A 25,741-nucleotide genomic window follows, 5' to 3' on the forward strand; every position below is an offset into this window, starting at 1 on the left:
AACCCTGCGTGACAGCAAAACGGCGCCTTGCGGCGCCGTTTCAAAACTCCGCTGCGGGCTCATGTCAGGCGCTGACATTGCCCTTCTTTTCCTTCTGCTCGGAGTAGATATAGAGCGGCCGGGCGCTGCCGGTAACCACCTCTTCCGAAATCACCACTTCGCGCACGCCTTCGAGTGCGGGAAGTTCGAACATCGTGTCGAGCAGGATCGCTTCCATGATCGAGCGCAGACCGCGCGCGCCGGTCTTGCGCTCGATGGCGCGCTTGGCGATCGCCGACAGGGCGTTCTCGTGGAACGTCAGGTCGACATTCTCCATCTCGAACAGCCGCTGATACTGCTTGACCAGCGCGTTCTTCGGCTCGGTCAGGATCTGGATCAGCGCCGGCTCGTCAAGGTCCTCCAGCGTCGCCAGGACCGGCAGACGGCCGACAAATTCGGGGATAAGACCGAATTTCAAGAGATCCTCCGGCTCGACCAGGCGGAAGACATCGCCGGTGCGGCGATCCTCGGGCGAAGCGACGATGGCGCCGAAGCCGATCGAGGTTTTTCTGCCGCGATCCGAGATGATCTTGTCCAGCCCGGCGAAGGCGCCGCCGCAGATGAACAGGATGTTGGCGGTGTCGACCTGCAGGAACTCCTGCTGCGGGTGCTTCCTGCCGCCCTGCGGCGGCACGGAGGCGACGGTGCCTTCCATGATCTTCAAGAGCGCCTGCTGCACGCCCTCGCCCGACACGTCGCGGGTGATCGAGGGATTGTCGGACTTGCGCGAAATCTTGTCGATCTCGTCGATGTAGACGATGCCGCGCTGGGCCCGCTCGACATTGTAGTCGGCCGACTGCAACAGCTTCAGGATGATGTTTTCGACGTCCTCGCCGACATAACCGGCTTCGGTCAGCGTCGTCGCGTCAGCCATGGTGAAGGGCACGTCGATGATGCGGGCCAGCGTCTGCGCCAGCAGCGTCTTGCCGCAACCGGTCGGGCCGATCAGCAGGATGTTCGACTTCGCCAGCTCGACATCGTTGTTCTTGCCGGCATGCGCGAGGCGCTTGTAGTGGTTGTGGACCGCCACCGACAGCACGCGCTTGGCGTAGGGCTGGCCGATGACATAGTCGTCGAGAACCTTGAGGATCTCCTGCGGTGTCGGCACGCCCTCGCGCGACTTCACCATCGAGGTCTTGTTCTCCTCGCGGATGATGTCCATGCACAGCTCGACGCACTCGTCGCAGATGAAGACCGTCGGACCGGCGATCAGCTTGCGCACCTCGTGCTGGCTTTTGCCGCAAAACGAGCAGTAAAGCGTGTTCTTTGAGTCGCCGCTGTTGTTGCCGACCTTGCTCATTTTCATGTCCTTTCATGGCCGCCCGCCGATGGTCTGGCTGAAAGGGCGCATACTCAATCTATCGCGGGAATCCGCCGCCGCCAGTATCCCGGCTCCCGCAACGCATTCCGTACGAAACACAAATCAGAAAACGTGGCAATGATTCGCGACAGCCCCGCATAAAGCTAAGCCGCCGAAACTCAACATAGCCTTAACGTAGGCAATCCTGTCCGCCGAGGGAACAGCCAATTGTGGCCGAAATGCCGCAAGACGCGCCAAAAGCGTGTGATGCCGCCATCCAACTGCCAACTAGCCCTTATGCCACAGCGCTTTCCGCCGCCTCGCGCGACGAAATGACCTTGTCGATGAGGCCGAACTCCCTGGCTTCGTCGGCGGTCATGAAATGGTCGCGGTCGAGCGTCCTCTCGATCTCTTCGTAGCTCTTGCCGGTGTGCTGGACGTAGACCTCGTTGAGGCGACGCTTTAGCTTGATGATGTCCTGGGCATGGCGCTCGATGTCAGACGCCTGGCCCTGGAAGCCGCCGGACGGCTGGTGAACCATGATGCGGGCATTCGGCGTGGCGAAGCGCATGCCCTTGTGGCCGGCGGTCAGAAGCAGCGAGCCCATCGAGGCCGCCTGGCCGATGCAGAGCGTCGACACGGCCGGCTTGATGAACTGCATGGTGTCGTAGATCGCCATGCCCGAGGTGACGACGCCACCCGGTGAATTGATGTAGAGGTTGATTTCCTTCTTCGGATTCTCGGCTTCGAGGAACAGAAGCTGCGCGCAGACCAGGGTCGCCATGCCGTCCTCGACCGGACCGGTGATGAAAATGATGCGCTCCTTGAGGAGGCGGGAGAAAATGTCGTAGGCCCGCTCGCCGCGATTGGTCTGTTCGACCACCATCGGAACGAGGTTCATGTAGGTTTCGACGGGGTTCTTCATTAGTTATCTCTTATCTCGCGGTGGGATTCCGGCGCCGGGACACTGGAAGATCGGGCAGAATCGGTACTGGATCGTTATTCTGTAAATAGGATGCCGGCTCATCCTTGTGCAAGGCCGACCCGTCCTAGCCATCTGGGTAAGTCGAATCAAGGTTATTCGCGGGATTCATCGACCAGCGCCATCGTCGTTCGCCGACGTCGCCGCCATCCGTAGCAATTTCTTAACCGCATCGCTTAACGAAATGCGGCAAATCCCCTTTTCCCGGACGCCTCTTCCCCTACAATCCAACGTTGAACGTCATCGGCCGTTCAACAGGGGGAGTGTCATGTTCAGGAAAACCGCATGCTTCACCATTGCCGGGCTGACCATGCTCGGCACGATTTCGCAGACAGCGGCCGGCGGCCGCGCCGTCGAATGCTATGAACCGGTCCGCACGCCTGATGTCTACGACACGGTCTACGAAGACGTGCTGGTGAGCCCGCCCGGCCAGCAGGTCGACTATGTTCCGGCCATCTACGGCACCCGCGAACGCGTGGTGATGACGGTTCCGGCGCAAGTCACCTACGAGGTCGTGCCTGCCATCACCCGCACCGTCTACCACACGGTCCAGGTCGACGATGGCGGCTATTCCTGGGAATGGCGCGTCATTCATGGCCGCAAGGTGCTGTGCAAGATCTGGCACAAGGCGCGCTACGGGCGCGTCGCCGAGACCGTGGTGATCCAGCCCGAACGCACCCGGCGTGTCGTCACCCCGGCGCAGTACGACAGCATCGCCGAGGAGGTGCTGGTGCAGCCGGAACAAAGGCGTATCATCAATGTTCCGGCGTCCTACCAGACGGTCGCGCGGCGCGTGCTGGTCCGCGAAGGTTCATCCAGCTGGCGGCGGGTGCATATTCCGAGGCACTGCCAGAATTAGGTCAAGCGCCGGCGGCGTTTCAAGCGACCTCCGCCCGCAGCCATGCCTTCAGGCCGGCGACGTCGCCATCGCCGACTGCGGCGGCTACGCGCCGGCCGACCGCTGCACCGAATTTATAGCCATGGCCCGAGCAAGCCGAGACGATCAGGCACCTGCCCTTTTCGTGCGCCATGAATTTCTCGTCGGCGGTGAAGGTGTAGGCGCAGGTCACGACCTCGGTCACCCGGTACTCATCGATGCGGGCGATCGGCGGCGAAAACAGGTTGCGGATCGCCTCGCCCTCGCCTGGCACCGGCTCACGGTTCCAGTCGGCGTCACTGGTCGGCACCCGGTGCAGCCCGGAACCGAATTTCATGCCGGCGCCGCCGGAAGGCGGGATCACATAGCCGTCGACCGCGCCGCCGATATCGAGAACGACCGGTGCCGCCTGCCAGGCGGCCTTGAGATCGGACGGCGGTTCGACATAGGCAAGTGCCGTCCGATAGGTCTTCAACTCGCCGTCCAGGTCCGGGAACAGTTTCAACACCCAGGCGCCGGCAGCGACGACGATGCGATCGGCCTGCATGGTTTCGCCGCTTTCGAGCACGACGCGGCCGGCCTCGGCATCGACTTCGACGACCTTGCTGTGCTCGTAGACATTGGCGCCATTGGCGCGCAGCCATTTGGCGAGGCCGGACGCGATCTTGCGGCAATGCAGCGCGCCGCCTTCGGTTGAAAAATAGGCATAGCGGAACGAACCTGGCACAAGGAACGGCCAGCGTTGCGCGGCAGCAGCCGCTTCCAGCAATTCGAACGGGAAATTCCCCTCCTCCAGGCCCTCGCGGTATTCCTCGGCCTCATCGCCCGGCTCGCGCGAAATGCAGACGAAGCCGCGCGCATCGAGGTGGCTTTCGCCGAGATCGGCCCACATTTCATCCCAGGCCTGATAGGCCTCGGTGATCAGCCGGCCATAGCCGGTTCCGGCCCGGTAGGCGCGGCGGATGACGCGGTGATGGTCGCCCGATGCGGCCAGCGGATTGGGGATCGGTCCCTGCTCGACGATGGACACGCTGTGGCCGGCCTTGACCAGGGACCACGCCGTGGAAAGACCGGCAATGCCCGCGCCGACAACGATCACATTCATCAGGTCAGTCTTTCCGCAGCCGTGTCGGCTGGCTCAACGCATTGGGCCGCCGATGTTTTTGTTCACGGGCCGCCAACATACGGTCTGGAACCAGGCTGGCAAGCCGCGCTATTGGTCTGGCATGACCAAATTGACGCCACCCTATCTGGCCTTTGATCCCGCCACTCGCCAGCTCAGGCTCGACCCGCACGAACCTGCCTTTTTCCAGGACCCGTACGAGGCCTATGCCTTCCTGCACGGCGCATCGAACGCATTCTTCTGGGAAGAGTTCGGCATCTGGTGCTTTGGCGGCTTCGACGACGTCAACCGGCTGCTGCGCGACCGCCGCTTCGGCCGCCAGAACCCGGCCGGCATTCCAGACAGGCGCGGCACCGGTCAGGACCGAACTCATCTCAGGGCATTCGACGGCATCGAAGCCAATTCGATGCTGGAGCTGGAGCCGCCGGTGCACACGCGGCTGAGAACGCTGGTCAACCGTGCCTTCGTCTCGCGCCAGGTCGAACGGCTGCGGCCGCGTGTCGAAGCGCTCGCCAACGACCTGATCGACCGTCTCGAACCAGGCGGGGCCGTCGATCTGCTGCCCGCCTTCGCGGCGCCGCTGCCGATCACCATCATTGCCGAAATGCTCGGCGTGCCGGTCGAGATGGGGCCGCAACTGCTCGACTGGTCGCACCGGATGGTCGCCATGTACATGCACAGCCGCACGCGCGAAACCGAGGAGACGGCCAACCGGGCCGCAAGCGATTTTGCCGATTTCCTGCGCTTCCATGTCACCGAGCGGCGCAAGAACCCCGGCGACGATCTGCTGTCGCTGCTGATCTCGGCGCAGGAGGACGGCCAGAAACTGTCGGAGGACGAGATGGTGTCCTCGGCGATCCTGCTGCTCAATGCCGGCCACGAGGCGACCGTGCATCAGACCGGCAACGCCGTGCGCTCGATCCTGGCGCAAGGCGGCGACCCGCGCCGCTTCTTCGGCTCACCCGAAGCAACCGCGGCAACGGTCGAGGAATGCCTGCGCTTCGATGCGCCGCTGCACATGTTCACGCGCTACGCCTATCAGGACATCGAAGTCGCCCCCGGTATCGTCGTGCAGCCGGGCCAGACGATCGGATTGCTGCTGGGCATGGCCAATCATGACCCGCGCGCCTTCGCCGAGCCGCTGGCCTTTCGGCCCGATCGTGCGGACCAGAAGAACGTGTCCTTCGGCGCCGGCATCCATTTCTGCATCGGCGCGCCGCTCGCCCGGCTCGAGTTGCAGGTGTCGCTGAAAACCTTGTTCGACCGGCAGCCAAAGCTGCATCTTGCCGAACGGCCGCGCTTCCGCGACACTTACCACTTCCATGGGCTGGAAACGCTCGCCGTCGGCTTCTGACGATCGCGGGCCTGGGGCTGCGACATGAGGTTGTTTTCGAGACGGGCGACATCTTTCGCCCTGGCTCTGGCATGGGCAGGCATGGCCAGCGCATGGGCACAAGAGCAGCCGGAAAACATCCCGCAGGAAAACAGTGACGCCATCGCCCGGGCCATGGCTGGCGGCCTGCTTGAACGTCAAACGGGGGCGGCTGTGCCTGCGGACAAGTTCTGGGCATATGAGGCCGACTTCAACCTCGACGGTTTGTCCGAAATCTATGCCTATGTCGCGGATCCCAACTGCGATGGCGTGAAATGCGGGCTGTTCCTTTTCGTGCTGGAAGGCGACAGCTACCGCGAGGTTTTTGGCGATATTCCCGGTGCCAGGCTGACGCCTCCAGACAAGGTCAGCCTCGGTGCTTTCAAGCGCAATGGCTTTTTCGACCTGCAACTCGACAAGAAGCTGTTTGGCTGGACGGGCGATCATTACGCGGATGTCTCGACCCTCCCCGCCACGTCGCTCGACGGCACCGCCTTCATCGCGGCCTGCCAGAAAAGCAAATCAAGCGAACAGCCCGAAGAAGGCGAGGCCGAGCGGGTCGCCGGTGAATGCCAGTGCCAGCTCAACCGGTTTCAGACGATCGGCTTCGCACAGGCCGACCTTGACCAATATGCCGCCTCGCTGGGAGAGAATTTCGAATATCCCGACGGCGGCAAGGACAAGGCATGGCAAGCCGTGGCCACGAACGGCAGCGACGTCGCAACCGGCTGCGATGTCGCCAGCGGCAAGAGCCAATGGCCGCCGCCCTATTTCAATCATGGCGACCAGCCGCAACAGAGGCTCGATTTCGACGGCTTCATCGCCGCCTGCCCGGCACAGGATTTCATCCTCACCAACCACAAGGTCGGCTCACCGGACCGTGCGCTCAGCCTGTGCAGCTGCATTGCCCGCGAGATGCCGACCCAGGGCATCAGCCAGGAGGGACTCGATCTCGTGGCGCAATATTATCGCAACGAGATCTCCGACGCCGACGTCGAGGCACAGGACGCCGACGCCCTGGCTTTCCACGACAAGGCGTCGGAGGCGTGCCTCAGCCAGTTTCCGGGGAAGTGATCAAAGCTTGATCACATACTCCTTGCGGGTCGTTTCAAGCACTTCCCAGCTGCCCTTGAAGCCGGGCCTGAGCACAAAGCTGTCGCCGGCCTTGACGGTACGCGCTTGCCCACCGTCCTCCGCGATCACCGAAACGCCGGACAGGATGTGGCAGAATTCCCATTCGTCATAGACGATGCGCCACTTGCCCGGGGTCGATTCCCAGATGCCGGCATAGAGGCCGCCGTCCCGCTCCTCGACATTCCAGGTGCGGAATTTCGGATCGCCCGAGATCAGCCGATCCGGCGCCGGCGCGCCGGATTCGGGCTCGACGTTTTTGGTGTCGACGGAAAGAAACGCGGTCATGAGCGATCAGACCTTGGCAAGCGCCTGTTCGAGGTCGGCGACGATGTCGTTGACGTCCTCGATGCCGATGGAAAGCCGCACGGTGTCCGGACCGGCTCCTGCCTTGACCTTCTGCTCGTCGGAAAGCTGGCGGTGCGTGGTCGAGGCCGGATGAATGACCAGCGACTTGGTGTCGCCGACATTGGCCAGGTGCGAGAACAGTTCGAGCGCCTCGACGAATTTGACGCCGGCGTCATAGCCGCCCTTGAGGCCGAAGGTGAACACCGCGCCGGCGCCTTGCGGCGAGTATTTCTTCTGCAGCGCGTTGTTCTTGTCTGAGGGCAGGCCGGGGTAATTCACCGAGGCGACCTTGGGGTGGTTGGACAGCCAGGCGGCAACCGTCACTGCATTGTCGCAGTGGCGCTGCATGCGCAGCGGCAAGGTCTCCAGGCCGGTCAGGATCAGGAAGGCGTTGAACGGCGAGATCGCAGGGCCGAGGTCGCGCAGGCCAAGCACGCGCGCGGCGATGGCGAAAGCGAAATTGCCGAAGGTTTCGTGCAGGACGAGGCCGCCATATTCGGGGCGCGGCTCCGACAGCATCGGGTACTTGCCCGATTTCGACCAGTCGAAGGTGCCGCCGTCGACGATGGCGCCGCCGATCGAATTGCCGTGGCCGCCGATGAACTTGGTCAGCGAATGGACGACGATATCGGCACCGTGCTCGATTGGCCGGATCAAGTAGGGTGAAGCGAGCGTATTGTCGACGATGAGCGGCAGGCCGTGCTTGCGGGCGATGTCGCCGATCTTCTCGATGTCGACGAAAGTGCCGCCCGGATTGGCAAGGCTCTCGATGAAGATCGCCTTGGTCCTGTCGTCGATCTGGCTCTCGAAGGTCGAGAGGTCGTTGGTGTCGGCCCAGCGCACCTCCCAGCCATAATTCTTGAAGGCATGGCCGAACTGGTTGATCGAACCGCCATAGAGCTTGTTGGCGGCGACGAAATTGTCGCCCGGCTGCATCAGATTGTGGAACACGATGATCTGCGCCGCATGGCCGGAGGCGACCGCAAGTGCTGCCGTGCCGCCCTCGAGGGCCGCGATGCGCTCTTCCAGCACCGCCTGCGTCGGGTTCATGATGCGGGTGTAGATGTTGCCGAAGGCCTTCAGCCCGAACAGCGAGGCGGCGTGATCAGCATCGTCGAAGACGAAGGAGGTCGTCTGGTAGATCGGCGTGGCGCGGGCGCCGGTGGCCGGGTCAGGCTTGGCGCCGGCATGGACGGCGAGCGTGTTGAAACCGGGCGTGCGGGTCATCGAAAACCTCCCTTTTGAAAACTCTTGAAATGGCCGGGCATTCTTGGCGAAGCCCGGGCGCGAATGCAAAGAAGAAAATGCCCTTCGGCGAACGATCTGCGGCCGGGACGCGAGAAAATACACCGCCTTGCGGAATAATTTTTGCTTCTACTTCTGGCGCACACCAAAACTCTGGAATCCGGACCGCATCAGCGGTTTCTTCGACGACAAGACGCCGGAATTGACGCCGGTCCAGCCGATCTCGCCGGACAGCTTGCCATATTCGATCTTGGGGCAGCGGTTCATCACCACCTTGATCCCGGCGGCCTCGGCGCGTGCGGCTGCCTCGTCATGACGCACGCCAAGCTGCATCCAGAGGACTTTCGGCAAGGGATCGAGCCGCAACACCTCATCGACAATGCCGGGCACCGCGGTCGCCGCGCGAAAGATATCGACCATGTCGATCGGTTCGGGAATTTCGGCCAGCCTGGCATAGGTCATCCGGCCGAGGATTTCCTTGCCGGCCTGGCCAGGATTGATCGGGAACACCGAAAACCCCTTGGCCAGCAGATACTTCAGCACGAAATAGCTTGGCCGCACGTCGTTGGCGGACGCGCCGACCATGGCGATGGTCTTCACCGAATTGAGGATGCCGGCGATGTAGGTGTTGTCGTAACTATCGTGGTTCATGCGTGTTCCTGCGGTGGGGAGACGGCCGGCCAGATGTTGCGGCAGGCCTGCTCGATGCGCCAATTGAGATCGTCGTTAGTCACGCGTCGTCCTCTCTCAGCGCTTCCTCCATAAAGGCCTGCGGGTCGGAGCAGAAGTCGCGCATCATGCGAAAATGGTCGGTGTCGCTGAAATCGGTCGGATCGAGGCCGAAGCGGCTGATGCGGAACAGCCGCGCGCCGGGGCAGGCCATCAGCAGCGGCGAATGCGTCGCAATGATGACTTGCGCGGTGCCCGACTGGTCCATCCGCCGCAGCATCTTGAGCAGTTCGATCTGGCGCGACGGGGAGAGCGCGCTCTCGGGCTCGTCGAGGATGTAGATGCCTTGCCTGCGGCAGCGCTCCTCGAAGAAGCGGATGAAACCCTCGCCATGCGACCAGGACAGGAAGTCCGGTGGCGTCCCGCCCGATTCCCTAGCTGCCTCGTCGAGGTAACGGGCAACGGAATAGAAGGATTCGGCGCGAAAGAACCAACCGGCGGTAACCTTGGGCAGCCAGTGGCAACGAAAATTGTCGGCCAGTGCGGCACCGCTCTTGTCGATGGCACGAGAGTGGTCGACCGGCATGTAGCCCTTGCCGCCACCGGCCTCATCATAGCCGGCGAGTGCGCCGATCGCCTCGAGCAGCGTCGATTTGCCGGTGCCGTTCTCGCCGACGATGATGGTGATCGGCGTGGTGAATTCGAGTTCGAAGTCGTGGCCGCGAAACAGCGGCAGGTTCCAGGGATATTTTTCCCAGTCCGCGACCCGCGCCGGGTCAAGCAGGATGCGCTTGAGATAAGGTGCCTTGAGCCGCGTCAGCTGCTTGCGGTAAGCCATTAATCGGGCAGCGAAATCGTGCCGTCTTCCGCGATCGGGAAGGCCGGATTGTGCGCCACTTCCCAGACATGCCCATCCGCATCGGCGAAATAACCGTACCAGCCGCCCCAGAAGGCGCGGCCGGCCGGCTTGACGATACGCCCGCCGGCTTTTTCCGCCATGGCCAGCACCTCGTCGACTTCAGCATCGGAGCGGGTGTTGTAGGCGAGATAGACCGCGGACGGCGCCCCAGCGAAGGCAACGCCCGAATCCTCCTCGGCGCTGGCGCGCGGGAACAGGCCGAGAATGGCGCCGCCCATCTGGAAGAAAGCGACGCCGTCGGTGATGCCGGCATGACGGGCGAGGCCCATCGCCTCGTAGAAGCGCACGGCGCGGTCGAGATCGTCTGTCGCGATGGTGATGATGGAGATGCGCGGCTCCACGATTACTCGTCCGTCCATTGCGGCTTGCGCTTGCTGATGAAGGCGCCGATGCCCTCCTCCGCGTCACGCGCCAGCATGTTTTCGACCATGATGCGGCCGGTATAGGCATAGGCGTCGGCCAGCCCCATCTCGGCCTGCGCGTAAAAGGCTCCCTTGCCGGTCTTGACCACCAAAGATGATTTGGAAGCAATGGTTTGCGCGTATTTGGTGATGATCTGATTCAGATATTCGCGCGGCACGACGCGGTTGACCAGGCCGAACTCCTTGGCGGTTGCCGCGTCGATCGTCTCGCCGGTCAACAGCATCTCCATCGCATGCTTGCGCGAGACGTTGCGCGACAGCGCCACCATCGGCGTCGAGCAGAACAGGCCGATGTTGACGCCCGGCGTGCAGAAGGTCGCCTCATGCGACGCAATCGCCAGATCGCAGCTGGCGACCAGTTGCAGCCCGGCGGCGGTGGCCAGGCCGTCGACTTCGGCAATCACAGGCAAGGGATGGCGCACGATCGCCTGCATCAGCGCCGCGCAAGCGGCGAAGGTCTGTTCGAAGAAGGCCTTGCCACGATCGGCGTCAGCGCGCCGCGCGGTCATTTCCTTGAGATCGTGGCCGGCGCAGAACACCTTGCCGGCCGCCGACAGCACGATGACGCGAACCGCCTTGTCAGCCTTGGCACGATCGAGTTCCGCCGTCAGTGCCGCCATCACCGCCAGCGACAGAGCGTTGGCGGGCGGATTGGCGAGCGTCAGGCGCAGCACGCCGTTGTCCAGTTGTGCGACAACCGGACCGTCAACGGCGGCAGGCTTGATGGCAAGGATTTCAGCCATGGATCGGGTCTCCGCGATTCCGCTCAGGGTTGGGAGAATATCTAATATCGGATCGGGTTTCATCCAACACCGATCGCTTGCGCCAGGAATGAAGGTGTTGCCAGAAATGCCGCGCTGCGTTCATACAGGGCCTGGCGCAAAACGAGAGGCCGACATGCCCGCCCAAACCAATCTCAAGCCCGTGCTGACCGCAGCGCAAGTCAATGCGCTGATGGAGACGGTCTATCCCCAACTCAACGACCAGTTCAAATATTACGAGGCAATCGACGTGTTCCCAGGCGGCTGCACCGTGCGGCTCCATGCCGACGAACAGCACCTGCGTCCCGGCGGAACCGTGTCCGGTCCATCGCTGTTCACGCTGGCCGACATTGGCGGATATGTCTGTGTGCTCTCGCATGCCGGGCCGGACGCGCTTTCCGTTACCGTCAATCTCGACATCAACTTCGTCCGCAAGGCCGAGGCCGGGCCGATCGACGGCCATTGCCGCATCCTGAAGTTGGGAAAAAGCCTGATGGTGTTCGACATCGACATCGTCGCCGGCGAGGGCGGACACACGGTCGCGCACGCCACCGGCACCTATTCGATCCCGCCGAAGCGTTAGACGAATTCCTCCCGCCAGTGTTTCCCAACGCAGGACCATCTGCGTCTGCTGCTATGTGCCTGCCGACGGCCCCAGAATGCGCATAACCGTCTCGCGAATGAGGCGTCGCAAGTTTGCAGGTTTATCAAGATGGCTGGCGACCAGCAGTCCGTCGTTGGCAACCGTCAGCACATCGGCCGTGGTTTCGGGATCCGGGCTACCGTCGGCTCCAAGTAGACCGCGCAGGAGATCACGCTTCCATTGCCTGTGCTCGTCAATCGCCTGCCGTACTGGATGGCTCGGCTCGGGATATTCGGCGGCAGCATTCAGAAACGGGCAGCCGCGGTAGCCAGGCTGAGCGGCGGCGTCCGCAACGAGATCAAAAATAGCCAGGATCGAATCCCGCGCAGATCGCTCGCTGATCCTGTCGATCATGGCCCTCCCTTGCCGGCTTTGGTTCTGAATGTAGGCGCGGACGAGTTCGTCCTTGGCCGGAAAGTACTTGTAGAAAGTGGCCTTGGCCACGCCCGCCTCAGCAATGATCCGGTCGATGCCGACCGCGTGCACGCCCTCGGCATAGAACAGGTTCGTGGCCGTATCGAGTATGCGGCTGCGCGCAGCACTTTCCCGGCCGATATCAGTAGCGTGGTTTACCATATCAAATACCCTTTGACGTCAACCCTATTCCGCCATACAGACAGACTTGTCTAGTAGACAATCCTGTCTGCTCTTGAACGAAAGGTGCCAAATGGGATCAGTTATCAGAGAAATGATAGTCGACGCATCGCCGGAGAAGGTCTGGCAGACCGTAGGCAACTTCGCCGAGGGGCCGCGACTGACAACGCCAGATATTTTCGTGGATTGCCTGTTGATCGAGCCCGACTTGAGGCAAATGACCTTCGCCGATGGCAAGATCGTGCGGGAGAGGCTCATCGCCCGCGACGAACCGGCGCGCCGCATTGTCTGGGCGTGGCAAGGGGAAGAGGTGAAGCACGACAACACCTCGATGCAGGTCTTTGCAGAGTGTGATGGACGTAGCCGGTTGGTATGGATTCATGACACATCGCCGGACGACCTTTGCGACTGGCTTGCCGTCGCAATGGACCAGCTTGCGCCGGAGATACGCCGCTCGCTAGAACGAGCCAACTGAAGACCGGGTCGGTCAATGGACGTTCCGGCCATGCTCCGGAACGTTCTTTCTTGCGGTATTATAATACCGCTTTATCAACCCATTGTTTTTGCATGATCTTTTGGTAATACTCCCGAAACGGCAGACTTGACGTGCCCCCTCGCCCTCGCCTATAAGCCGTCACGAAGCAGCGGCCCGCAAAGGCCGCCGTTTTGTTATTGGCGGCGGGCAGGCGCTTTTCGCCAATCCAAGCAACAAGAAACGCCTTCCCTTTGTGAAGGTCCGAACCGAAAGCAGAAAATATGACAACCTTTTCGCAGAAGCCTGCGGATGTGGTGAAGAAGTGGATCCTGATCGACGCCGAGGGTCTCGTCGTCGGCCGTCTCGCCACTGTCATCGCCAATCATCTTCGCGGCAAGCACAAGCCGACCTTCACCCCGCATGTCGACGACGGCGACAACGTCATTGTCATCAATGCCGACAAGGTGGTGTTCACCGGCAAGAAGTTCGCCGACAAGGTCTATTACTGGCACACCGGCCACCCCGGCGGCATCAAGGAGCGCACCGCGCGCCAGCTGCTCGAGGGTCGTTTCCCCGAGCGTGTCGTCGAGAAGGCCGTTGAGCGCATGGTGCCGCGTGGCCCGCTCGGCCGTCGGCAGATGAAGAACCTGCGCGTCTATGCAGGTGCAGAGCATCCGCATGTCGCCCAGCAGCCCGAAGTTCTCGACGTGGCCAAGCTGAATTCCAAGAACAAGAAGGTCGCATAAGATGGCTGAGCTTTCCTCGCTCGCAGAACTGGGCGCCGCCACCGGCAACACCAACGCGCAAGCCGCGGCCCCCGTCCACGTCCAGAAGCTCGACAAGTCGGGCCGCGCCTATGCCACCGGCAAGCGCAAGAACGCCATCGCGCGTGTCTGGGTGAAGCCGGGTTCCGGCAAGATCATCGTCAACGACAAGGAATTCGCGACCTATTTCGCGCGTCCGGTCCTGCAGATGATCCTCAACCAGCCGATCATCGCCTCCAACCGCTCGGGCCAGTACGACATCGTCGCCACCGTCATCGGCGGCGGCCTCTCGGGCCAGGCCGGCGCTGTGCGTCACGGCATCTCCAAGGCGCTGACCTACTACGAGCCGGCGCTGCGCGCAGTGCTCAAGAAGGGTGGCTTCCTGACCCGCGACAGCCGCGTCGTCGAGCGCAAGAAGTACGGCAAGGCGAAAGCCCGCCGCTCGTTCCAGTTCTCGAAGCGCTAAGCGCTCCGCAGTTTTACCAATCGAAAAGGCCGCCTTCGGGCGGCCTTTTTGCGTTTAGGGCTCTTTGTTTGCGGCTCGGCATTCACCCCACCCGGCGCTGCGCCGACCTCCCCATCAAGGGGAGGTAGGGCGCCGTGCTCTTCGACCTCCCCTCGAGGGGAGGTCGCGCCGAAGGCGCGGGTGGGGTGGCAGCGCCGACGCAGGCCATGCCTGGCGCCAGGTCTCAGGTTCTGCCGGTCTTGATGAAGTCGATGAACGCCCGCAGCGGGGCAGGCACAAGGCGCCGGCCGGGGTAGTAGAGGAACGGCCCGGTAAAGCTCTGCCACCACGGTTCGAGAATGGGCTCAAGCGCGCCGCTTTCGAAGTGAGGGCGAAGCCAGCCCTCGAAGAGGCCGATGATGCCGGTGCCGGCGATGGCCGCATCGACGGCCAGATCGGTCGCGCCGCCGATTCGCACGATCAGCGGCCCCGTCGGATCGATGCGCACCACCTCACCCTCGCGCTCGAATTCCCATGGCAGCATGGCGCCGCTGGCGAAGCGGCCGCGCACGCAAGCGTGGCCGAGCAGGTCGCTCGGATGTTGCGGCCGTCCATGGCGATCGAGATAGGCAGGGCTAGCGGCGGTGGCGAAACGCTGCACGCGCGGCCCGATCGGCACCGCGATCATGTCCTGTTCCAGCCGCTCGTCGTAGCGGATGCCGGCGTCGCAGCCGGCCGCCAGCACGTCGACAAAGTTTTCGTCGGCGATCACCTCGAGCCGGATGCCGGGATAGGCAGCAAGGAAGCGAGGGACAATGTCGGGCAGTATCAGCCGTGCGGCGCTGACCGGTACATTGAGGCGCAGCGAGCCCGCCGGCCTGTCACGAAAGCCATTCACAACGTCGAGCGCCGCCTCCACCTCCGACAGCGCCGGACCGAGCCGCTCCAGCAGGCTGAGGCCCGCTTCGGTCGGGACGACACTGCGCGTGGTGCGGTTGAACAGCCTGACACCGAGCTGCACTTCCAGGCGACGCACCGCCTCGCTCAAGCCCGAGGCGCTGCTGCCACTGGCACGCGCACCGTCGCGAAAACCACCGGCGTGCGCCACCGCCACGAAGGCGTTCAGATCACTGAGGTTCATCATTGTTCGCCATTCCGCACAGCCCGTGTGGATTGTAGCCGATTATCACGCGGTTGAGCAGCGCCTATCTTCGCCTCCTCACAGGAGATCGATCATGTCCAATATCCAACCGGCCGGCACCTTCACCCTTGGCAGCCACACCGTGAAACGGCTCGGCTACGGTGCCATGCAGCTTGCCGGGCCCGGTGTGTTCGGGCCGCCCAGGGACCATGACGCGGCAGTGGCCGTGCTGCGCGAGGCCGTTGCTCAGGGGATTGACCATATCGACACCAGCGACTTCTATGGCCCGCACGTCACCAATCGGCTGATCCGCGAGGCGCTGGCCCCCTACCCCCAGGATCTGGTCATCGTCACCAAGATCGGCGCCCGGCGCGGCGCGGATGGATCGTGGCTGCCGGCCTTTTCCGCCGAAGCGCTGACCCAGGCGGTGCACGACAATCTGCGCAATCTCGGCCTCGAGGCGCTCGATGTGGTCAATTTGCGCATCATGTTCGACACGCATGGTCCCGCCGAAGGATCGATCGAAGCGCCGCTCACCGTCCTGGCCGAGCTTCAGCGGCAGGGTCTGGTCAGGCACATCGGACTGAGCAACGTGACATCGGCGCAGATCAAGGAAGGACGCCGGATTGCCGAGATCGTCTGTGTGCAGAACCAGTACAATCTGGCGCATCGCGGCGACGACGGCCTGATCGACGGCCTTGCCCGCGACGGCATCGCCTATGTGCCGTTCTTCCCGCTCGGCGGCTTCAACCCGCTGCAGTCTTCGACGCTGTCCGATGTGGCGCGGCGCCTCGGTGCCACCCCGATGCAGGTCGCGCTCGCCTGGTTGCTGCGTCGTGCGCCCAACATCCTGCTGATCCCCGGCACATCGTCGGTCGCGCATTTGCGGGAAAACCTCGCCGCGGCAGAGCTTGCGCTTTCGGATGAGGTGCTTGAGGCGTTGGATGGGATTGCGATGGCCGCTTGACGGCAGGCGCTGCGCGCAGTTGCATAAGCAAAGGGCCGTCCTTCGGCCGGCCTGTTAGGGCTCGGCAGTCACCCCCGGGTGGGGTGATGGCGCCGGCGCTCCCAGGCGGGTGCGGCACCAGTGCTCCTAGTTGATGCTCGCTGTATTCGCCGGCTCGGCCGATCGCGCCTCGTCGGCATAGGGCACGCGAAAACCGTTGGCCGCCAGCCAGTCGATTGCCGCCTTCGGCTCGTCGGTCTGGATGATGGTGGCGCCGCGATCGGCCCAGAAACCCCAGGCTTCGCGCGGCAGGCTGGCCTTCACCGCCAGTTCGTCGCCGCGGCCGCCGGCGAGGAAGCCGCCCGGCTTGTTGACGATGGCGTAGGTGTCGGCCCAGATGTGCCAGTTGCCCCGCACCGCGGCCGCGCGCATGCGCGTGCTGAACAGCGGTCCGCCGGTCTCGGTCAGCGTCTCGGCGCCTGCCCGCCAATTGATCAGCTCGGTCGCGCGCGGCGAGAAGGCGTGGTCGACCGTTTCGGCGAAACCGGCATCATGCACCGCGTCGTCGGCGATGATCGGCATGAACTGGAAGCCACCGCCGATGGCATCCATGGCGGCCTTGACCGAGGCAATCCTGTTCTGGTTCCACAGGTTTTCCTTGACGATGACCTGTTCGGCCATGCCGAGCTCACGAGCCACCGCGATCATGCCTGTGAGATCGCCGACCTCGAGCTTGTTGTCGAGGTTGATGAGGATCCTGTCCCTGGTCGCCATCAGCATCTCGCGCAGCGTCGAAACCGTTTCACCCGACACCGCGCCGGTGCCTTCGACCACCAGCCTGCAGGTTTTCAGTTCGGCCAGCGTGTACGTGACCACCTCGCCCTTGCAGGTCGTGGTGCGGTCGAGCCAGCTGTCATGCATGACGACGAACTCACCATCCTTCGAGCGTCTGATGTCGACCTCGACGATTTCGGCGCCCATGGCGATCGAGCCTTTCACGGCCGCGATCGAATTTTCGGGATAGAGCGTCTTGCCGGCCTGCATGCTGCCGGCGCGGTGCGCGGCGATCATGACGTGGTCGCGCCACTGGTTGGCATGCTCGAAGCGGTCGAGAATCTGCCTGGCGCGGGTTTTGCCGGCCACGGCCTGGCCAGAGGAAGCCGCAAGTGCCGCGGAAAGCAGAAGGCTCAGACAGATGGTCCGCATCGAGAATCGCTCCTTGCCGGGTCGAGACCCGGATAGGCGATGCCCGTGACAGGCGGGTGAACGAAGCCGGCTAGAAGCTTTCGCGTCAGGTGCGCGTCAGATGCGTTTCGAGAGCCGGCGGAACCAGGCCATGGCCGGCATTTCGACAAAACGCCAGGTGATCCAGGAGACGGCAATGGTGGCGACGAGCATGACGGCAATCGCCACGGCCCCTGTCCAGCCGGCGCCGAAGCCAGTCGCCGGCTGCCCGCGCAGCACGATGTCGCCGACGACGCCAAAGCCGAGCTTGCGCTCGACCAGCCCGGCGACGTTGATCATGCGCGCCTGGACGAAGATGTGGACCATGTAAATCGAATAGGACAGTGCGCCCAGCGTCAGCATGAACGGCGTCCTCAACAGGGCGCTGATCCAGCCGCCCTCGTGGCCGAAAAGAAACAGCGCCAGCGCGAACACCAGTGGCGCCGCGATGCCGAAATCATTGTTTCCCGCCAGCGAGACAAAAATCACGATGACGGCCACCATGACGATCTCGGCAAGGGTCCAGGCCATGCGCGGGTCGCCCTTGGCCAGCGCCAGTCGCGCCTCCGCAATCGAATCATGCTGAAACCAGGCAAGCAGGGCGCCGAGCGAGAAGCCGTACAGGCAGCGGATGAAGCCGAAATCGAAGGACACATCCATATGATGGGTCGAGAAGCCAAGCAGGAACAGCGGCGCGGTGACGGCAGCGGCGACGAACCATACCCAGGCGCGCGCGCCGGCGACGAAGACCACGCCCGCAAACAGGAGATAGGCGAAGAACTCGGCCGAAATGCTCCAGCTTGGCGCGTTCCAGGTCAGTTGATCCTCGAAGCCGACGCCTTGCAGCAAGAGAAGATTGGCAAGCAGGCTCCTGAGGTCGAAGCCACCGGTGAAGGGAGCTGCCCCGGTACCATGCAGTTGCGGCAGCACCAGCCGCAGCAGCTCGAAGCCGGCAAAGGCGGCCAGCATGAGCAGATGCAGCGGGTAGATGCGGCCGAAGCGGACCAGGGCGAAGCGAGCCACCTCTTCCGGCTGGCTCAGCCGGTTGCCGTAGCTGCTGGCGATGACGAAACCGGAAAGAACGAAGAAGAAGTCGACGAAAAGATAGGACGAACCGACGAAGGCGCTTTGCGAAATCGTCGAACCGGTCGGGAAGTGAAACAGCGCCACCAGCAGCGCGCAGATGCCGCGCCACGAATCGAGAACCAGGAAGCGTTCGCCGGCGATCGTGCCTATGTGGGTCGACACCACGGCGCGGGGAGGATTAAGAAACGCCGTCTGCGTCATGGTGATACAAATCCTGTTTTGTCATGGCATTTGAGGGGCGCCGTTTCGTCTCGCCAAGCTGTGACTGGCATGTTGCGTGCCGGTTCTGTAGTTGTTGCACCCCGATGAAGAACAAGGATCCGTAATGGCGACCAAGAACATCGACCACGCCTTCACCGCCCGTTCCAAAACGGGCGCTGCCCTCGAGCCGACCTATGCCGGCGCGCTGTCGTTCATGCGGCGCAAATACACGAAGGACGTGAAGGGCGCGGACGCGGTGGTATGGGGCATTCCCTTCGACGCCGCCGTCACCAACCGGCCCGGCGCCCGCTTCGGGCCGCAGGCGATTCGCCGCGCCTCGGCGATCCTCGACAATGACCCGCAATACCCGTTTTCACGCGACCTGTTCGAGCATCTCGCGGTGGTCGACTATGGCGATTGCCTGCTCGACTCCGGCAACCACCAGAAGACGCCCGGCACCATCGAGCGCGAAGCGTCGAAGATCCTGAAATCCGGCGCCTTCCTGTTGTCGCTGGGCGGCGACCATTTCGTCACCTGGCCGCTGCTCAAGGCGCATGCCGCCATCCACGGCCCGCTTGCCCTGGTGCAGTTCGATGCCCATCAGGACACCTGGCCGGACGACGGCAAGCGCATCGATCATGGTTCCTTCGTCGGCCGCGCCGTCAATGAAGGCATCATCGATCCCGACCGTTCGATCCAGATCGGCATCCGCACCCATGCGCCGGACACGTTCGGCATCAAAATCCTCTACGGCCATGAAATCGAGGAGATGCGGGCGTCCGACATCGCCTACGCCATCGTCGACCGCACCGGCGGCAAGAAGACTTATCTCACCTTCGACATCGACTGCCTCGATCCGGCCTATGCGCCCGGCACCGGCACGCCGGTTGCGGGCGGGCCGTCCTCGGCAAAAATCCTGTCGACGCTGCGCCAGCTCAACCAGATCGATATTGTCGGCGCCGACGTCGTCGAGGTTGCGCCGGCCTATGATCACGCCGATATAACGGCGATTGCCGGCTCGATGGTGGCCATGCAGTATCTCGGTTTGCTGGCGGAACGAAAAGCACGGCTTGAAGAGCTGAACAACGGCAACCACAATGCTGCCGCGGTGAATCAGGGTCATGGCATATAGTCTTGAAATCTCAGGGAATTTGATCAGGCAATGAAACCGAAAATCTTCATCGACGGCGAGCACGGCACCACCGGCCTGCAGATCCGGGCGCTGCTTGCCGAGCGCGGCGACCTGGAGATCATCTCCATCCCGGCCGAGCGCCGCAAGGAAACGGCGGCGCGCGCCGAGTTCCTCAATGCGGCCGATGTCGCGATCCTGTGCCTGCCCGACGATGCGGCAAAGGAAAGTGTCTCGCTGATCGCCAACGACACCACCAAGGTCATCGATGCGTCGACCGCGCATCGCGTCGCCGAAGGCTGGGCATATGGTTTCGCCGAGATGGACAAGGAGCAGGCCAAGACGATCGCCTCGGCCAAGCGCGTCGCCAACCCCGGCTGCTGGCCGCAGGGACCGATCGCGACACTGCGGCCGCTGGTCACCGCTGGCCTGCTACCGGCGGATTTCCCGATCGCGGTCAACGGCATTTCGGGCTATTCGGGCGGCGGACGGCCGATGATCGAGGACTATGTCGCCAAGGGCGAGGACGCCTCGGAGTTCCTGCCCTATGGCCTCACCTTGCAGCACAAACACGTGCCGGAACTAAGGGCCTATGCCAGGCTGTCGCACGATCCGATCATGCAGCCGGCGGTCGGCAATTTCGCGCAAGGCATGATCACGGTGGTGCCGCTGCAGCTCGGCGGTCTCGACCGCGTGCCGACGGGTGCGGAGCTTCATGCGGCGATTGCCGACCATTTCGCCGCCATCAAGGGCAGCGTGGTCGAGGTGGCACCCTATGCGCATCTGGAGCGCGTGCCGGAGATCGATCCGGAGATCTACAACGGCACAAACCGGATGAAGGTCTACGTCTTCGCCAACGACAAGCGCGCGCAGGCCCTGCTGCTGGCGGTTTACGACAATCTCGGCAAGGGCGCCTCGGGTGCCGCCGTCCAGAACATGGATCTGATGCTCGGCCTCTGATGGACGCGCCGGCATTTCCGGCGCGCTGGAAGGTCAGCGCGCCCGAACTCATCGCCGACCTTTTCGAGCCGCATCTGGAAAGTACGGCGCGAGGACGGTTCGCCGGCGATCGTCAAGGCGCTCAGGCCCTTCGATGACGTCGCCGACGAATTGCGCGGCGAGCATTTCCTCGCCTGGCGGTGCGGCGAGGGCGCGGTGTGCCTGCTCGGCCGCGACGGCCACGGCATTCTGCTCGAATACGCCGGTAAACCCTGCTGCAGCAGGTTCTCTGCGAACAGGGCGACAACGCCGCGACCGCAATCGCGGCGGATGTAATGGCAAGACTGTTTTCGCCTGCGAAAGACCCCTTCCCGCCCGAGCTCCAACCGCTCAAGGAGCGGTTTTCAGGCCTGTTCAGAAAGGCCGCGACCGACCGCGATGCCGGCCATGACAGCATCTATGTCGAGGCCGCCGTCATTGCCGACCGGTTGCTCGCCAATCCGCACGATACCAGGCCTCTGCATGGCGACCTGCACCACGACAACATCCTGCATGGGCCGCGCGGCTGGCGGGCGATCGATCCGAAGGGCGTTCTCGGCGATCCCGGCTTCGATGCCGCCAACATGTTCTACAACCCGCTCGACCGGGACGATCTTTGCCTCGATCCGGAGCGGATCGCGCATATCGCCGAAGTCTTTGCCAGGACACTGGGCCAAGCACCGCCAGCCATCCTCGACCACGCCATCGCCTATGGTTGCCTGTCGGCCGCGTGGCACCGCGAGGACGGGAATGTGGTCGATGAGACCCGTGAGCTGTCTGTCGCCGAGACGGTCCGACAGGTGCGGCTCAGCTTCTGAGCGCCGCAGTCACATCGCGTTAGACGTAGCGAGGCAGTTCGATTGCAATGTAGACTATTGCAGCTGCCAAGAGACCAAAGAGAATGTATCTGCGTTTCATGGGTGGCCGTGTCGGCAGTGGATAGGCGCCCTTGGTGCCGCGCCAATGCGCGGCGGCAAAGCCCAATACGATCAAAGCAAATGCCTGATGCGTCAGTGCCATATGCAGCGGCACCTGCATCAACAGCGTGCCGATGCCGATCGAAGCCTGCACCAGAACCAGCAGAAACAACAGCGTCGCGCGGCGGGCATGGGTCGAGCCGGGCAGCCGACGACGCGTGGCGATCATGTGCCAGAGCGCGACAGCGAAGACCGTGTAGGCGCCGAGCCGATGGATGAACTGCACCGTCTTCGGGCTCTCGAAGAAATTGCGCCACGCCGGCTCGAGGATCAGCAAATCACCCGGGATGATCTTGCCGTCCATCAGCGGCCAGGTGTTGTAGCTCAGGCCGGCGTCGAGCCCTGCGACAAGGCCGCCGAGATAAATCTGGATCAGCGCCAGAAGCACGATGAAACCGGCCAGCCTCTGCGTCGACCGATCGGCGGCGGGTTCGGAATGTGGCGCCAGCCCACGCGCCACGACCATGGTGGCGGTGAAGATCAGTGCCGCCAGCGTCAGGTGGGTCGCCAGCCGGTACTGGCTGACAGAGACCCGGTCGACCAGACCGGACGCCACCATCCACCAGCCGATGGCGCCCTGCAGGCCACCGATCAAAAGGATGCCCACGAGTTTCGGCCCGAGGCCACGCTCGATGCGGCGCGTCGCCCAGAAGAACAGCAGCGGCAAGGCGAAGACCAGGCCGACGCTGCGTGCCAGGATGCGATGCACCCATTCCCACCAGAAGATCGACTTGAACGCCTCGATGCTCATGCCCTTGTTGAGCTCGGCATATTGCGGGATCTGCTGATAAAGCTGGAATTCCTCTTGCCACTCGGCGTCGTTGAGCGGCGGGATCACGCCGTGAATCGGCTTCCACTCGGTGATCGACAGCCCGGCACCGGTGAGCCTGGTGGCGCCGCCGACCAGCACCAGCGCAAACAGCACCAGCACCACCACATAGAGCCAGCCGCGCAGCAGCGCCCGGTTGTACAGGTCGCGGTCGCGGGCCACGAGGGGCGCGGCAGCTGATATGGCAGCCATGGTCTTGTCCCGGCAGGTTGATTTGGCGGATTGGTGGACCATCCCACCCGTGCTGGCAAGACCAGACAGCGCGGCACGCCGTCGCGCCGCGTCTCACCGGTTGCACAGGGTCGCGTCAAGGCCTATGCGAAGCCGACACACTGAGCTTGCCGGATCGTTACCCGAATTCCAGGCAGCCTCGACCAGAGCCGGATGATTTCAGGTCGAATCGACCTGAAATCTGAATCCGCCTCTAACTCAAAGAGATAGAGCATGATGTCGTCCGAAAACCGCTTCACACTTTTCGGCATCATGCTCTAGGAGCCAACCATGCCCGTGCGCCTGAAGAAGCTGATCGGAGCGTTTCTGCTGGTGGCGCTTGTCATCATCTATGCGCTGTTGGCATCGATCTTCGCGGTCGCCCAGCTGTCGGAGTCGGGCCCGTGGGTGCATTTCCTGTTCTTCCTGCTCAGTGGTTTGCTGTGGGTGCTGCCGGCGATGGGCATCATCAAGTGGCTGATGCTGGAGCCAAAAGCGAAGCGCTAAGCCGTGCCTCGGCCGGCTGCCGTCAAATGGTGACGACCATCTTGCCGGCATTGGCGAGCGGCGTCGTCACGCCCGACAGCATGGTGCGGATGTGGGCGAGGCTCTGGTAGCGGCCATTGACCGAAATACGCGGCAAGGCATGCAGGAAGCCGGAATGTTCGGCGCGCAGCACGCCGTGGCGCGTGGTCACGGCGGAGGTATAGCCGGCGTCGCGGACAAAGCCCACTTCGCGGCAGCCTACGGCGCTGGCATAGCCATAGGGATAGGCGAAATGGCTGGGCTTTTCGCCGAGCTCAGCCTGCAGGATGTCGCGCACGGCGCCGATCTCGTGCCGCGCATCGGCTTCGGAAAGCCGCTTCAGATTGCTGTGATTGATCGTGTGGGCGCCAATCGCCACCAGCGGATGCGCGGCGATGCTGCGGATTTCGTTCCAGCTCATCAACGTCCGCTGGCGCGGGCCGTCGGCGTCGACGCCATTTGAGCGAGCCAGGTCACGCAGCACGGCCTGCAGATCCTCCTCGCGGACCTCGGAGGTGAGATAGGCGTGCAGGCGTGCGTTGGCCTGCAATTTCTTCGCAGGCGTAGAGCAGTCGATCGTCAGGGGACCGTTCGGCCGCGTCAGAGTGAGGCTGTCGCGTGCGTTGACAACGTCCTCGACCACATCCCACCACAGGTCGGCGGTGCCGTTGATCAGCCCGGGCGCGACATAGATGGTGATCGGCGCGCCGTGCTTTTCCAGCACCGGCAGCGCCTCGGTCATGTTGTCGCGATAGGCGTCGTCGGCGGTGATGGTGGCGAACTCGCCACCCTTGCCGCCTACCTTGATGCGCTCGACGGCTTCGTCCATGGAGACGAAGGCATAGCCGCTCGCCTTCATGTCGGCGATCACGGCATCGAGGAAGCCAGGCGCGATGTTCAGATGCCGGTTGACGCTGTCCGGCTTTTCCGGCGTCGCGGTAACGCGGTGCAGCATCAATATGGCGCCAATGCCGCCGATGAACGGCTTGGCCAGCGGTGCAAGCCCGGTATAACGGGCGACGTTCAGCGCCAGTTTCCGGATTGCCTCGCCCCCGTCGATCATTCATTCACCTTTTGCGCCTAGGCTGATCCAAGCACGGAATGCGCCTACGCGAACCCCCAAATTGCGATCAATACGCCCTAAGGATTGAGGTATGGTTGACGCAACAGCGTCATTTGACGGCAATCGGCTTGCAGCGACCGAGTCGTCTTCGCGCGCCTTGCCACTGCATCAGGCCGGCCTGTCGATTTCCGTGGTGTCCGCGGAAGGGCTAGCCGCCTATGCCGAGTTCTGCCGCTCGGCCCTGTTCGCGCCGGCGCAGAGTGCTGCCTGGATCCTGAACTGGGCCGGGCAGGCCGGACCGAATCTGGTTGTCGCGACGCTGAGTGCCGAAGGCCGGCCGGTTTTTGCGCTGGCCCTGGAGGTCACCGTCAGAGGTCCGTTCCGCGTCGCCTGCTTCATGGGCGGCCGCCATGCCAATGGCAATTTCGTCGCCGCCGACCCGGACTGGCTGGCCAAGGCGGATGTCGCGGCCATCCGATCGATGCTGGGGGCAATCGCCAAGGCGCGTCCGGACATCGATCTCGTCGCGCTGGAGCGGTTGCTGCCCGATCTCGACGGCGTCGCCAACCCACTCGCCCTGCTCGACCATTTCGCCAGTCCCAATTTGTCGCTGGCCGTCGACCTCGCCGGTGGCTTCGACGCGCTGCTTTCTCGCGCCAGCGGCAAACGCAAGCGCAAGAAGCACCGCTCGCAGATGCGCAAGTTCGAGGCCGTCGGCAGCCACCGGCGCATCGAGGCGCGCACGGCGGACGAGGTGGACAGGCTGCTCGATGCCTTTTTCGAGATGAAGGAACTCCGTTTTCGCAAGATGGGCATCATCAACGTCTTCGGCGACGACCGCGTGCGCGCCTTCTTCCGCGCGCTGTTCACGGACGCGCTCGCCGAGGACAGACCTTGCTTCGTGCTGCACGGGCTCGAGGTTGCCGGCAAGCTTCGCGCCGTCACCGGGTCAAGCCGCTCGGGCAAGCGCCTGATCTGCGAGTTCGGGGCCATCGCCGAGGATGATCTCGGCCATACCAGCCCCGGCGACTTCCTGTTCTTCGACAACATCCAGGAGGCCTGCCAGACCGGCATCGAGGTCTACGACTTCTCCGTCGGCGACGAGCCCTACAAGCGGCTGTGGTGCGATATCGAAACCCAGCATTTCGAGGTGCTGGTTCCCTTGACCCTGAAGGGTCGCGTGCTGGCGCTGACGCTTCGGCAAGGGGCTGGGATCAAGGCCTTCATCAAGAACAGTCCGACGATTTGGAAGCTGACCAAGATGCTGCGCCGCAAGGCGGCCGGACAGGCAGCGGCCGCGACCGGCGAGGATGAGAGCTAGTC

Annotated in this window: 27 protein-coding genes and 1 pseudogene; 13 read left to right on the forward strand and 15 right to left on the reverse strand. The window is 63.3% G+C overall.

The window, feature by feature from the left end:
• Positions 1-64: 64 nt before the first annotated feature.
• Both clpX and clpP read right to left on the reverse strand, forming a co-directional pair.
• A complete protein-coding gene (gene clpX, locus ACFSQT_RS38870) occupies positions 65-1,339 on the reverse strand; it encodes an ATP-dependent Clp protease ATP-binding subunit ClpX (RefSeq protein WP_023759839.1) in 1,275 nt (424 codons plus the stop codon).
• 295 nt (positions 1,340-1,634) lie between these two features.
• A complete protein-coding gene (gene clpP / locus ACFSQT_RS38875) occupies positions 1,635-2,264 on the reverse strand; it encodes an ATP-dependent Clp endopeptidase proteolytic subunit ClpP (protein WP_379027262.1) in 630 nt (209 codons plus the stop codon).
• Positions 2,265-2,589: 325 nt separating this feature from the next.
• On the opposite strand from clpP, the gene ACFSQT_RS38880 reads away from it, so the two are divergent.
• On the forward strand, positions 2,590-3,180 hold the full coding sequence (locus ACFSQT_RS38880) for a hypothetical protein (RefSeq protein ID WP_379027263.1): 591 nt from the start codon (positions 2,590-2,592) through the stop codon (positions 3,178-3,180).
• 19 nt (positions 3,181-3,199) lie between these two features.
• Here ACFSQT_RS38880 and ACFSQT_RS38885 read toward each other — a convergent pair whose 3' ends face one another.
• Positions 3,200-4,303, reverse strand: coding sequence for an NAD(P)/FAD-dependent oxidoreductase (locus ACFSQT_RS38885; protein WP_379027264.1), 1,104 nt, complete (start codon positions 4,301-4,303; stop codon positions 3,200-3,202).
• 121 nt (positions 4,304-4,424) lie between these two features.
• Between ACFSQT_RS38885 and ACFSQT_RS38890 the strand changes: the two genes are divergently transcribed.
• Together ACFSQT_RS38890 and ACFSQT_RS38895 are read left to right on the forward strand one after the other, a co-directional pair.
• Positions 4,425-5,675, forward strand: coding sequence for a cytochrome P450 (locus ACFSQT_RS38890; RefSeq protein ID WP_379027265.1), 1,251 nt, complete (start codon positions 4,425-4,427; stop codon positions 5,673-5,675).
• 81 nt (positions 5,676-5,756) lie between these two features.
• Complete coding sequence (locus tag ACFSQT_RS38895; RefSeq protein ID WP_379027266.1) at positions 5,757-6,767, forward strand: hypothetical protein; 1,011 nt, start codon at positions 5,757-5,759, stop codon at positions 6,765-6,767.
• On the opposite strand, the gene ACFSQT_RS38900 is transcribed toward ACFSQT_RS38895, so the two are convergent.
• From ACFSQT_RS38900 to ACFSQT_RS38925, 6 genes are all read right to left on the reverse strand, one after another.
• Positions 6,768-7,112 (reverse strand): cupin domain-containing protein, encoded by a 345-nt coding sequence (locus ACFSQT_RS38900; RefSeq protein WP_379027267.1) that lies wholly within the window; start codon positions 7,110-7,112, stop codon positions 6,768-6,770.
• Positions 7,113-7,118: 6 nt separating this feature from the next.
• On the reverse strand, positions 7,119-8,399 hold the full coding sequence (locus ACFSQT_RS38905; protein ID WP_379027268.1) for an O-acetylhomoserine aminocarboxypropyltransferase: 1,281 nt from the start codon (positions 8,397-8,399) through the stop codon (positions 7,119-7,121).
• 147 nt (positions 8,400-8,546) lie between these two features.
• On the reverse strand, positions 8,547-9,068 hold the full coding sequence (locus ACFSQT_RS38910; protein WP_379027269.1) for a CoA-binding protein: 522 nt from the start codon (positions 9,066-9,068) through the stop codon (positions 8,547-8,549).
• 79 nt (positions 9,069-9,147) lie between these two features.
• Positions 9,148-9,924 carry an AAA family ATPase gene (locus ACFSQT_RS38915; protein WP_379027270.1) on the reverse strand — a complete coding sequence of 259 codons (777 nt, stop codon included), beginning with the start codon at positions 9,922-9,924 and terminating at the stop codon, positions 9,148-9,150.
• Positions 9,924-10,346, reverse strand: a complete 423-nt coding sequence (locus ACFSQT_RS38920) for a VOC family protein (RefSeq protein WP_379027536.1) — start codon at positions 10,344-10,346, stop codon at positions 9,924-9,926. The genes ACFSQT_RS38915 and ACFSQT_RS38920 overlap by 1 nt, the downstream gene beginning before the upstream one ends.
• 2 nt (positions 10,347-10,348) lie before the next feature.
• The gene (locus ACFSQT_RS38925; RefSeq protein WP_379027271.1) at positions 10,349-11,170 is read right to left on the reverse strand and encodes an enoyl-CoA hydratase; all 822 of its coding nucleotides are present in this window, start codon (positions 11,168-11,170) and stop codon (positions 10,349-10,351) included.
• Between the two features lie 154 nt (positions 11,171-11,324).
• Here ACFSQT_RS38925 and ACFSQT_RS38930 point away from each other — a divergent pair, with 154 nt between their 5' ends.
• Complete coding sequence (locus ACFSQT_RS38930; RefSeq protein ID WP_379027272.1) at positions 11,325-11,771, forward strand: PaaI family thioesterase; 447 nt, start codon at positions 11,325-11,327, stop codon at positions 11,769-11,771.
• Between the two features lie 51 nt (positions 11,772-11,822).
• On the opposite strand, the gene ACFSQT_RS38935 is transcribed toward ACFSQT_RS38930, so the two are convergent.
• The gene (locus tag ACFSQT_RS38935) at positions 11,823-12,407 is read right to left on the reverse strand and encodes a TetR/AcrR family transcriptional regulator (RefSeq protein ID WP_379027273.1); all 585 of its coding nucleotides are present in this window, start codon (positions 12,405-12,407) and stop codon (positions 11,823-11,825) included.
• A gap of 91 nt (positions 12,408-12,498) precedes the next feature.
• Here ACFSQT_RS38935 and ACFSQT_RS38940 point away from each other — a divergent pair, with 91 nt between their 5' ends.
• From ACFSQT_RS38940 to rpsI, 3 genes are all read left to right on the forward strand, one after another.
• Entirely contained in the window at positions 12,499-12,900 is a 402-nt protein-coding gene (locus ACFSQT_RS38940) for an SRPBCC family protein (RefSeq protein WP_379027274.1), read from the forward strand.
• A 281-nt stretch (positions 12,901-13,181) separates the two neighbouring features.
• Positions 13,182-13,646, forward strand: a complete 465-nt coding sequence (rplM, locus tag ACFSQT_RS38945; RefSeq protein WP_379027275.1) for a 50S ribosomal protein L13 — start codon at positions 13,182-13,184, stop codon at positions 13,644-13,646.
• A 1-nt stretch (position 13,647) separates the two neighbouring features.
• Positions 13,648-14,130, forward strand: a complete 483-nt coding sequence (gene rpsI / locus ACFSQT_RS38950) for a 30S ribosomal protein S9 (protein ID WP_095081242.1) — start codon at positions 13,648-13,650, stop codon at positions 14,128-14,130.
• A 223-nt stretch (positions 14,131-14,353) separates the two neighbouring features.
• On the opposite strand, the gene ACFSQT_RS38955 is transcribed toward rpsI, so the two are convergent.
• Entirely contained in the window at positions 14,354-15,253 is a 900-nt protein-coding gene (locus tag ACFSQT_RS38955) for a LysR family transcriptional regulator (protein WP_379027276.1), read from the reverse strand.
• 91 nt (positions 15,254-15,344) lie between these two features.
• Here ACFSQT_RS38955 and ACFSQT_RS38960 point away from each other — a divergent pair, with 91 nt between their 5' ends.
• Positions 15,345-16,217, forward strand: a complete 873-nt coding sequence (locus tag ACFSQT_RS38960) for an aldo/keto reductase family oxidoreductase (RefSeq protein WP_379027277.1) — start codon at positions 15,345-15,347, stop codon at positions 16,215-16,217.
• Between the two features lie 126 nt (positions 16,218-16,343).
• Here the strand turns inward: ACFSQT_RS38960 and ACFSQT_RS38965 are convergent, their stop codons facing one another.
• Complete coding sequence (locus ACFSQT_RS38965) at positions 16,344-17,402, reverse strand: glycerophosphodiester phosphodiesterase family protein (protein ID WP_379027278.1); 1,059 nt, start codon at positions 17,400-17,402, stop codon at positions 16,344-16,346.
• A 96-nt stretch (positions 17,403-17,498) separates the two neighbouring features.
• The gene (locus tag ACFSQT_RS38970; RefSeq protein ID WP_379027279.1) at positions 17,499-18,707 is read right to left on the reverse strand and encodes an acyltransferase family protein; all 1,209 of its coding nucleotides are present in this window, start codon (positions 18,705-18,707) and stop codon (positions 17,499-17,501) included.
• Positions 18,708-18,831: 124 nt separating this feature from the next.
• On the opposite strand from ACFSQT_RS38970, the gene speB reads away from it, so the two are divergent.
• The 3 genes and pseudogenes from speB to ACFSQT_RS38985 all read left to right on the forward strand — a co-directional run bounded on the left by speB (position 18,832) and on the right by ACFSQT_RS38985 (position 21,632).
• A complete protein-coding gene (gene speB, locus ACFSQT_RS38975) occupies positions 18,832-19,839 on the forward strand; it encodes an agmatinase (protein WP_379027280.1) in 1,008 nt (335 codons plus the stop codon).
• 30 nt (positions 19,840-19,869) lie between these two features.
• Positions 19,870-20,796 (forward strand): N-acetyl-gamma-glutamyl-phosphate reductase, encoded by a 927-nt coding sequence (gene argC / locus ACFSQT_RS38980; protein ID WP_379027281.1) that lies wholly within the window; start codon positions 19,870-19,872, stop codon positions 20,794-20,796.
• Positions 20,793-21,632 (forward strand): annotated as a pseudogene (locus tag ACFSQT_RS38985) (aminoglycoside phosphotransferase family protein). Before argC ends, ACFSQT_RS38985 begins: the two are co-directional and overlap by 4 nt.
• A 19-nt stretch (positions 21,633-21,651) precedes the next feature.
• On the opposite strand, the gene ACFSQT_RS38990 reads toward ACFSQT_RS38985, so the two are convergent.
• Positions 21,652-22,812: a COX15/CtaA family protein gene (locus tag ACFSQT_RS38990; protein ID WP_379027282.1), complete on the reverse strand. Its 1,161-nt coding sequence runs from the start codon at positions 22,810-22,812 to the stop codon at positions 21,652-21,654.
• A gap of 309 nt (positions 22,813-23,121) precedes the next feature.
• Between ACFSQT_RS38990 and ACFSQT_RS38995 the strand changes: the two genes are divergently transcribed.
• Positions 23,122-23,337, forward strand: a complete 216-nt coding sequence (locus ACFSQT_RS38995) for a DUF2842 domain-containing protein (RefSeq protein ID WP_379027283.1) — start codon at positions 23,122-23,124, stop codon at positions 23,335-23,337.
• Between the two features lie 22 nt (positions 23,338-23,359).
• Here the strand turns inward: ACFSQT_RS38995 and ACFSQT_RS39000 are convergent, their stop codons facing one another.
• Positions 23,360-24,418 carry a polysaccharide deacetylase family protein gene (locus ACFSQT_RS39000; RefSeq protein WP_379027284.1) on the reverse strand — a complete coding sequence of 353 codons (1,059 nt, stop codon included), beginning with the start codon at positions 24,416-24,418 and terminating at the stop codon, positions 23,360-23,362.
• 91 nt (positions 24,419-24,509) lie between these two features.
• On the opposite strand from ACFSQT_RS39000, the gene ACFSQT_RS39005 reads away from it, so the two are divergent.
• Positions 24,510-25,739, forward strand: a complete 1,230-nt coding sequence (locus tag ACFSQT_RS39005; protein WP_379027285.1) for a GNAT family N-acetyltransferase — start codon at positions 24,510-24,512, stop codon at positions 25,737-25,739.
• Positions 25,740-25,741 lie beyond the last annotated feature (2 nt).

Source organism: Mesorhizobium calcicola, assembly GCF_042682105.1.
GTDB lineage: Bacteria > Pseudomonadota > Alphaproteobacteria > Rhizobiales > Rhizobiaceae > Mesorhizobium > Mesorhizobium calcicola.

Bases quoted from the DNA above. Each gene is read 5' to 3' on its own strand.
- clpX (WP_023759839.1), bottom strand. From the start codon at position 1,339: ATGAGCAAGGTCGGCAACAACAGCGGCGACTCAAAGAACACGCTTTAC.
- clpP (WP_379027262.1), bottom strand. From the start codon at position 2,264: ATGAAGAACCCCGTCGAAACCTACATGAACCTCGTTCCGATGGTGGTC.
- ACFSQT_RS38880 (WP_379027263.1), top strand. From the start codon at position 2,590: ATGTTCAGGAAAACCGCATGCTTCACCATTGCCGGGCTGACCATGCTC.
- ACFSQT_RS38885 (WP_379027264.1), bottom strand. From the start codon at position 4,303: ATGAATGTGATCGTTGTCGGCGCGGGCATTGCCGGTCTTTCCACGGCG.
- ACFSQT_RS38890 (WP_379027265.1), top strand. From the start codon at position 4,425: ATGACCAAATTGACGCCACCCTATCTGGCCTTTGATCCCGCCACTCGC.
- ACFSQT_RS38895 (WP_379027266.1), top strand. From the start codon at position 5,757: ATGGCCAGCGCATGGGCACAAGAGCAGCCGGAAAACATCCCGCAGGAA.
- ACFSQT_RS38900 (WP_379027267.1), bottom strand. From the start codon at position 7,112: ATGACCGCGTTTCTTTCCGTCGACACCAAAAACGTCGAGCCCGAATCC.
- ACFSQT_RS38905 (WP_379027268.1), bottom strand. From the start codon at position 8,399: ATGACCCGCACGCCCGGTTTCAACACGCTCGCCGTCCATGCCGGCGCC.
- ACFSQT_RS38910 (WP_379027269.1), bottom strand. From the start codon at position 9,068: ATGAACCACGATAGTTACGACAACACCTACATCGCCGGCATCCTCAAT.
- ACFSQT_RS38915 (WP_379027270.1), bottom strand. From the start codon at position 9,924: ATGGCTTACCGCAAGCAGCTGACGCGGCTCAAGGCACCTTATCTCAAG.
- ACFSQT_RS38925 (WP_379027271.1), bottom strand. From the start codon at position 11,170: ATGGCTGAAATCCTTGCCATCAAGCCTGCCGCCGTTGACGGTCCGGTT.
- ACFSQT_RS38930 (WP_379027272.1), top strand. From the start codon at position 11,325: ATGCCCGCCCAAACCAATCTCAAGCCCGTGCTGACCGCAGCGCAAGTC.
- ACFSQT_RS38935 (WP_379027273.1), bottom strand. From the start codon at position 12,407: ATGGTAAACCACGCTACTGATATCGGCCGGGAAAGTGCTGCGCGCAGC.
- ACFSQT_RS38940 (WP_379027274.1), top strand. From the start codon at position 12,499: ATGGGATCAGTTATCAGAGAAATGATAGTCGACGCATCGCCGGAGAAG.
- rplM (WP_379027275.1), top strand. From the start codon at position 13,182: ATGACAACCTTTTCGCAGAAGCCTGCGGATGTGGTGAAGAAGTGGATC.
- rpsI (WP_095081242.1), top strand. From the start codon at position 13,648: ATGGCTGAGCTTTCCTCGCTCGCAGAACTGGGCGCCGCCACCGGCAAC.
- ACFSQT_RS38955 (WP_379027276.1), bottom strand. From the start codon at position 15,253: ATGATGAACCTCAGTGATCTGAACGCCTTCGTGGCGGTGGCGCACGCC.
- ACFSQT_RS38960 (WP_379027277.1), top strand. From the start codon at position 15,345: ATGTCCAATATCCAACCGGCCGGCACCTTCACCCTTGGCAGCCACACC.
- ACFSQT_RS38965 (WP_379027278.1), bottom strand. From the start codon at position 17,402: ATGCGGACCATCTGTCTGAGCCTTCTGCTTTCCGCGGCACTTGCGGCT.
- ACFSQT_RS38970 (WP_379027279.1), bottom strand. From the start codon at position 18,707: ATGACGCAGACGGCGTTTCTTAATCCTCCCCGCGCCGTGGTGTCGACC.
- speB (WP_379027280.1), top strand. From the start codon at position 18,832: ATGGCGACCAAGAACATCGACCACGCCTTCACCGCCCGTTCCAAAACG.
- argC (WP_379027281.1), top strand. From the start codon at position 19,870: ATGAAACCGAAAATCTTCATCGACGGCGAGCACGGCACCACCGGCCTG.
- ACFSQT_RS38990 (WP_379027282.1), bottom strand. From the start codon at position 22,812: ATGGCTGCCATATCAGCTGCCGCGCCCCTCGTGGCCCGCGACCGCGAC.
- ACFSQT_RS38995 (WP_379027283.1), top strand. From the start codon at position 23,122: ATGCCCGTGCGCCTGAAGAAGCTGATCGGAGCGTTTCTGCTGGTGGCG.
- ACFSQT_RS39000 (WP_379027284.1), bottom strand. From the start codon at position 24,418: ATGATCGACGGGGGCGAGGCAATCCGGAAACTGGCGCTGAACGTCGCC.
- ACFSQT_RS39005 (WP_379027285.1), top strand. From the start codon at position 24,510: ATGGTTGACGCAACAGCGTCATTTGACGGCAATCGGCTTGCAGCGACC.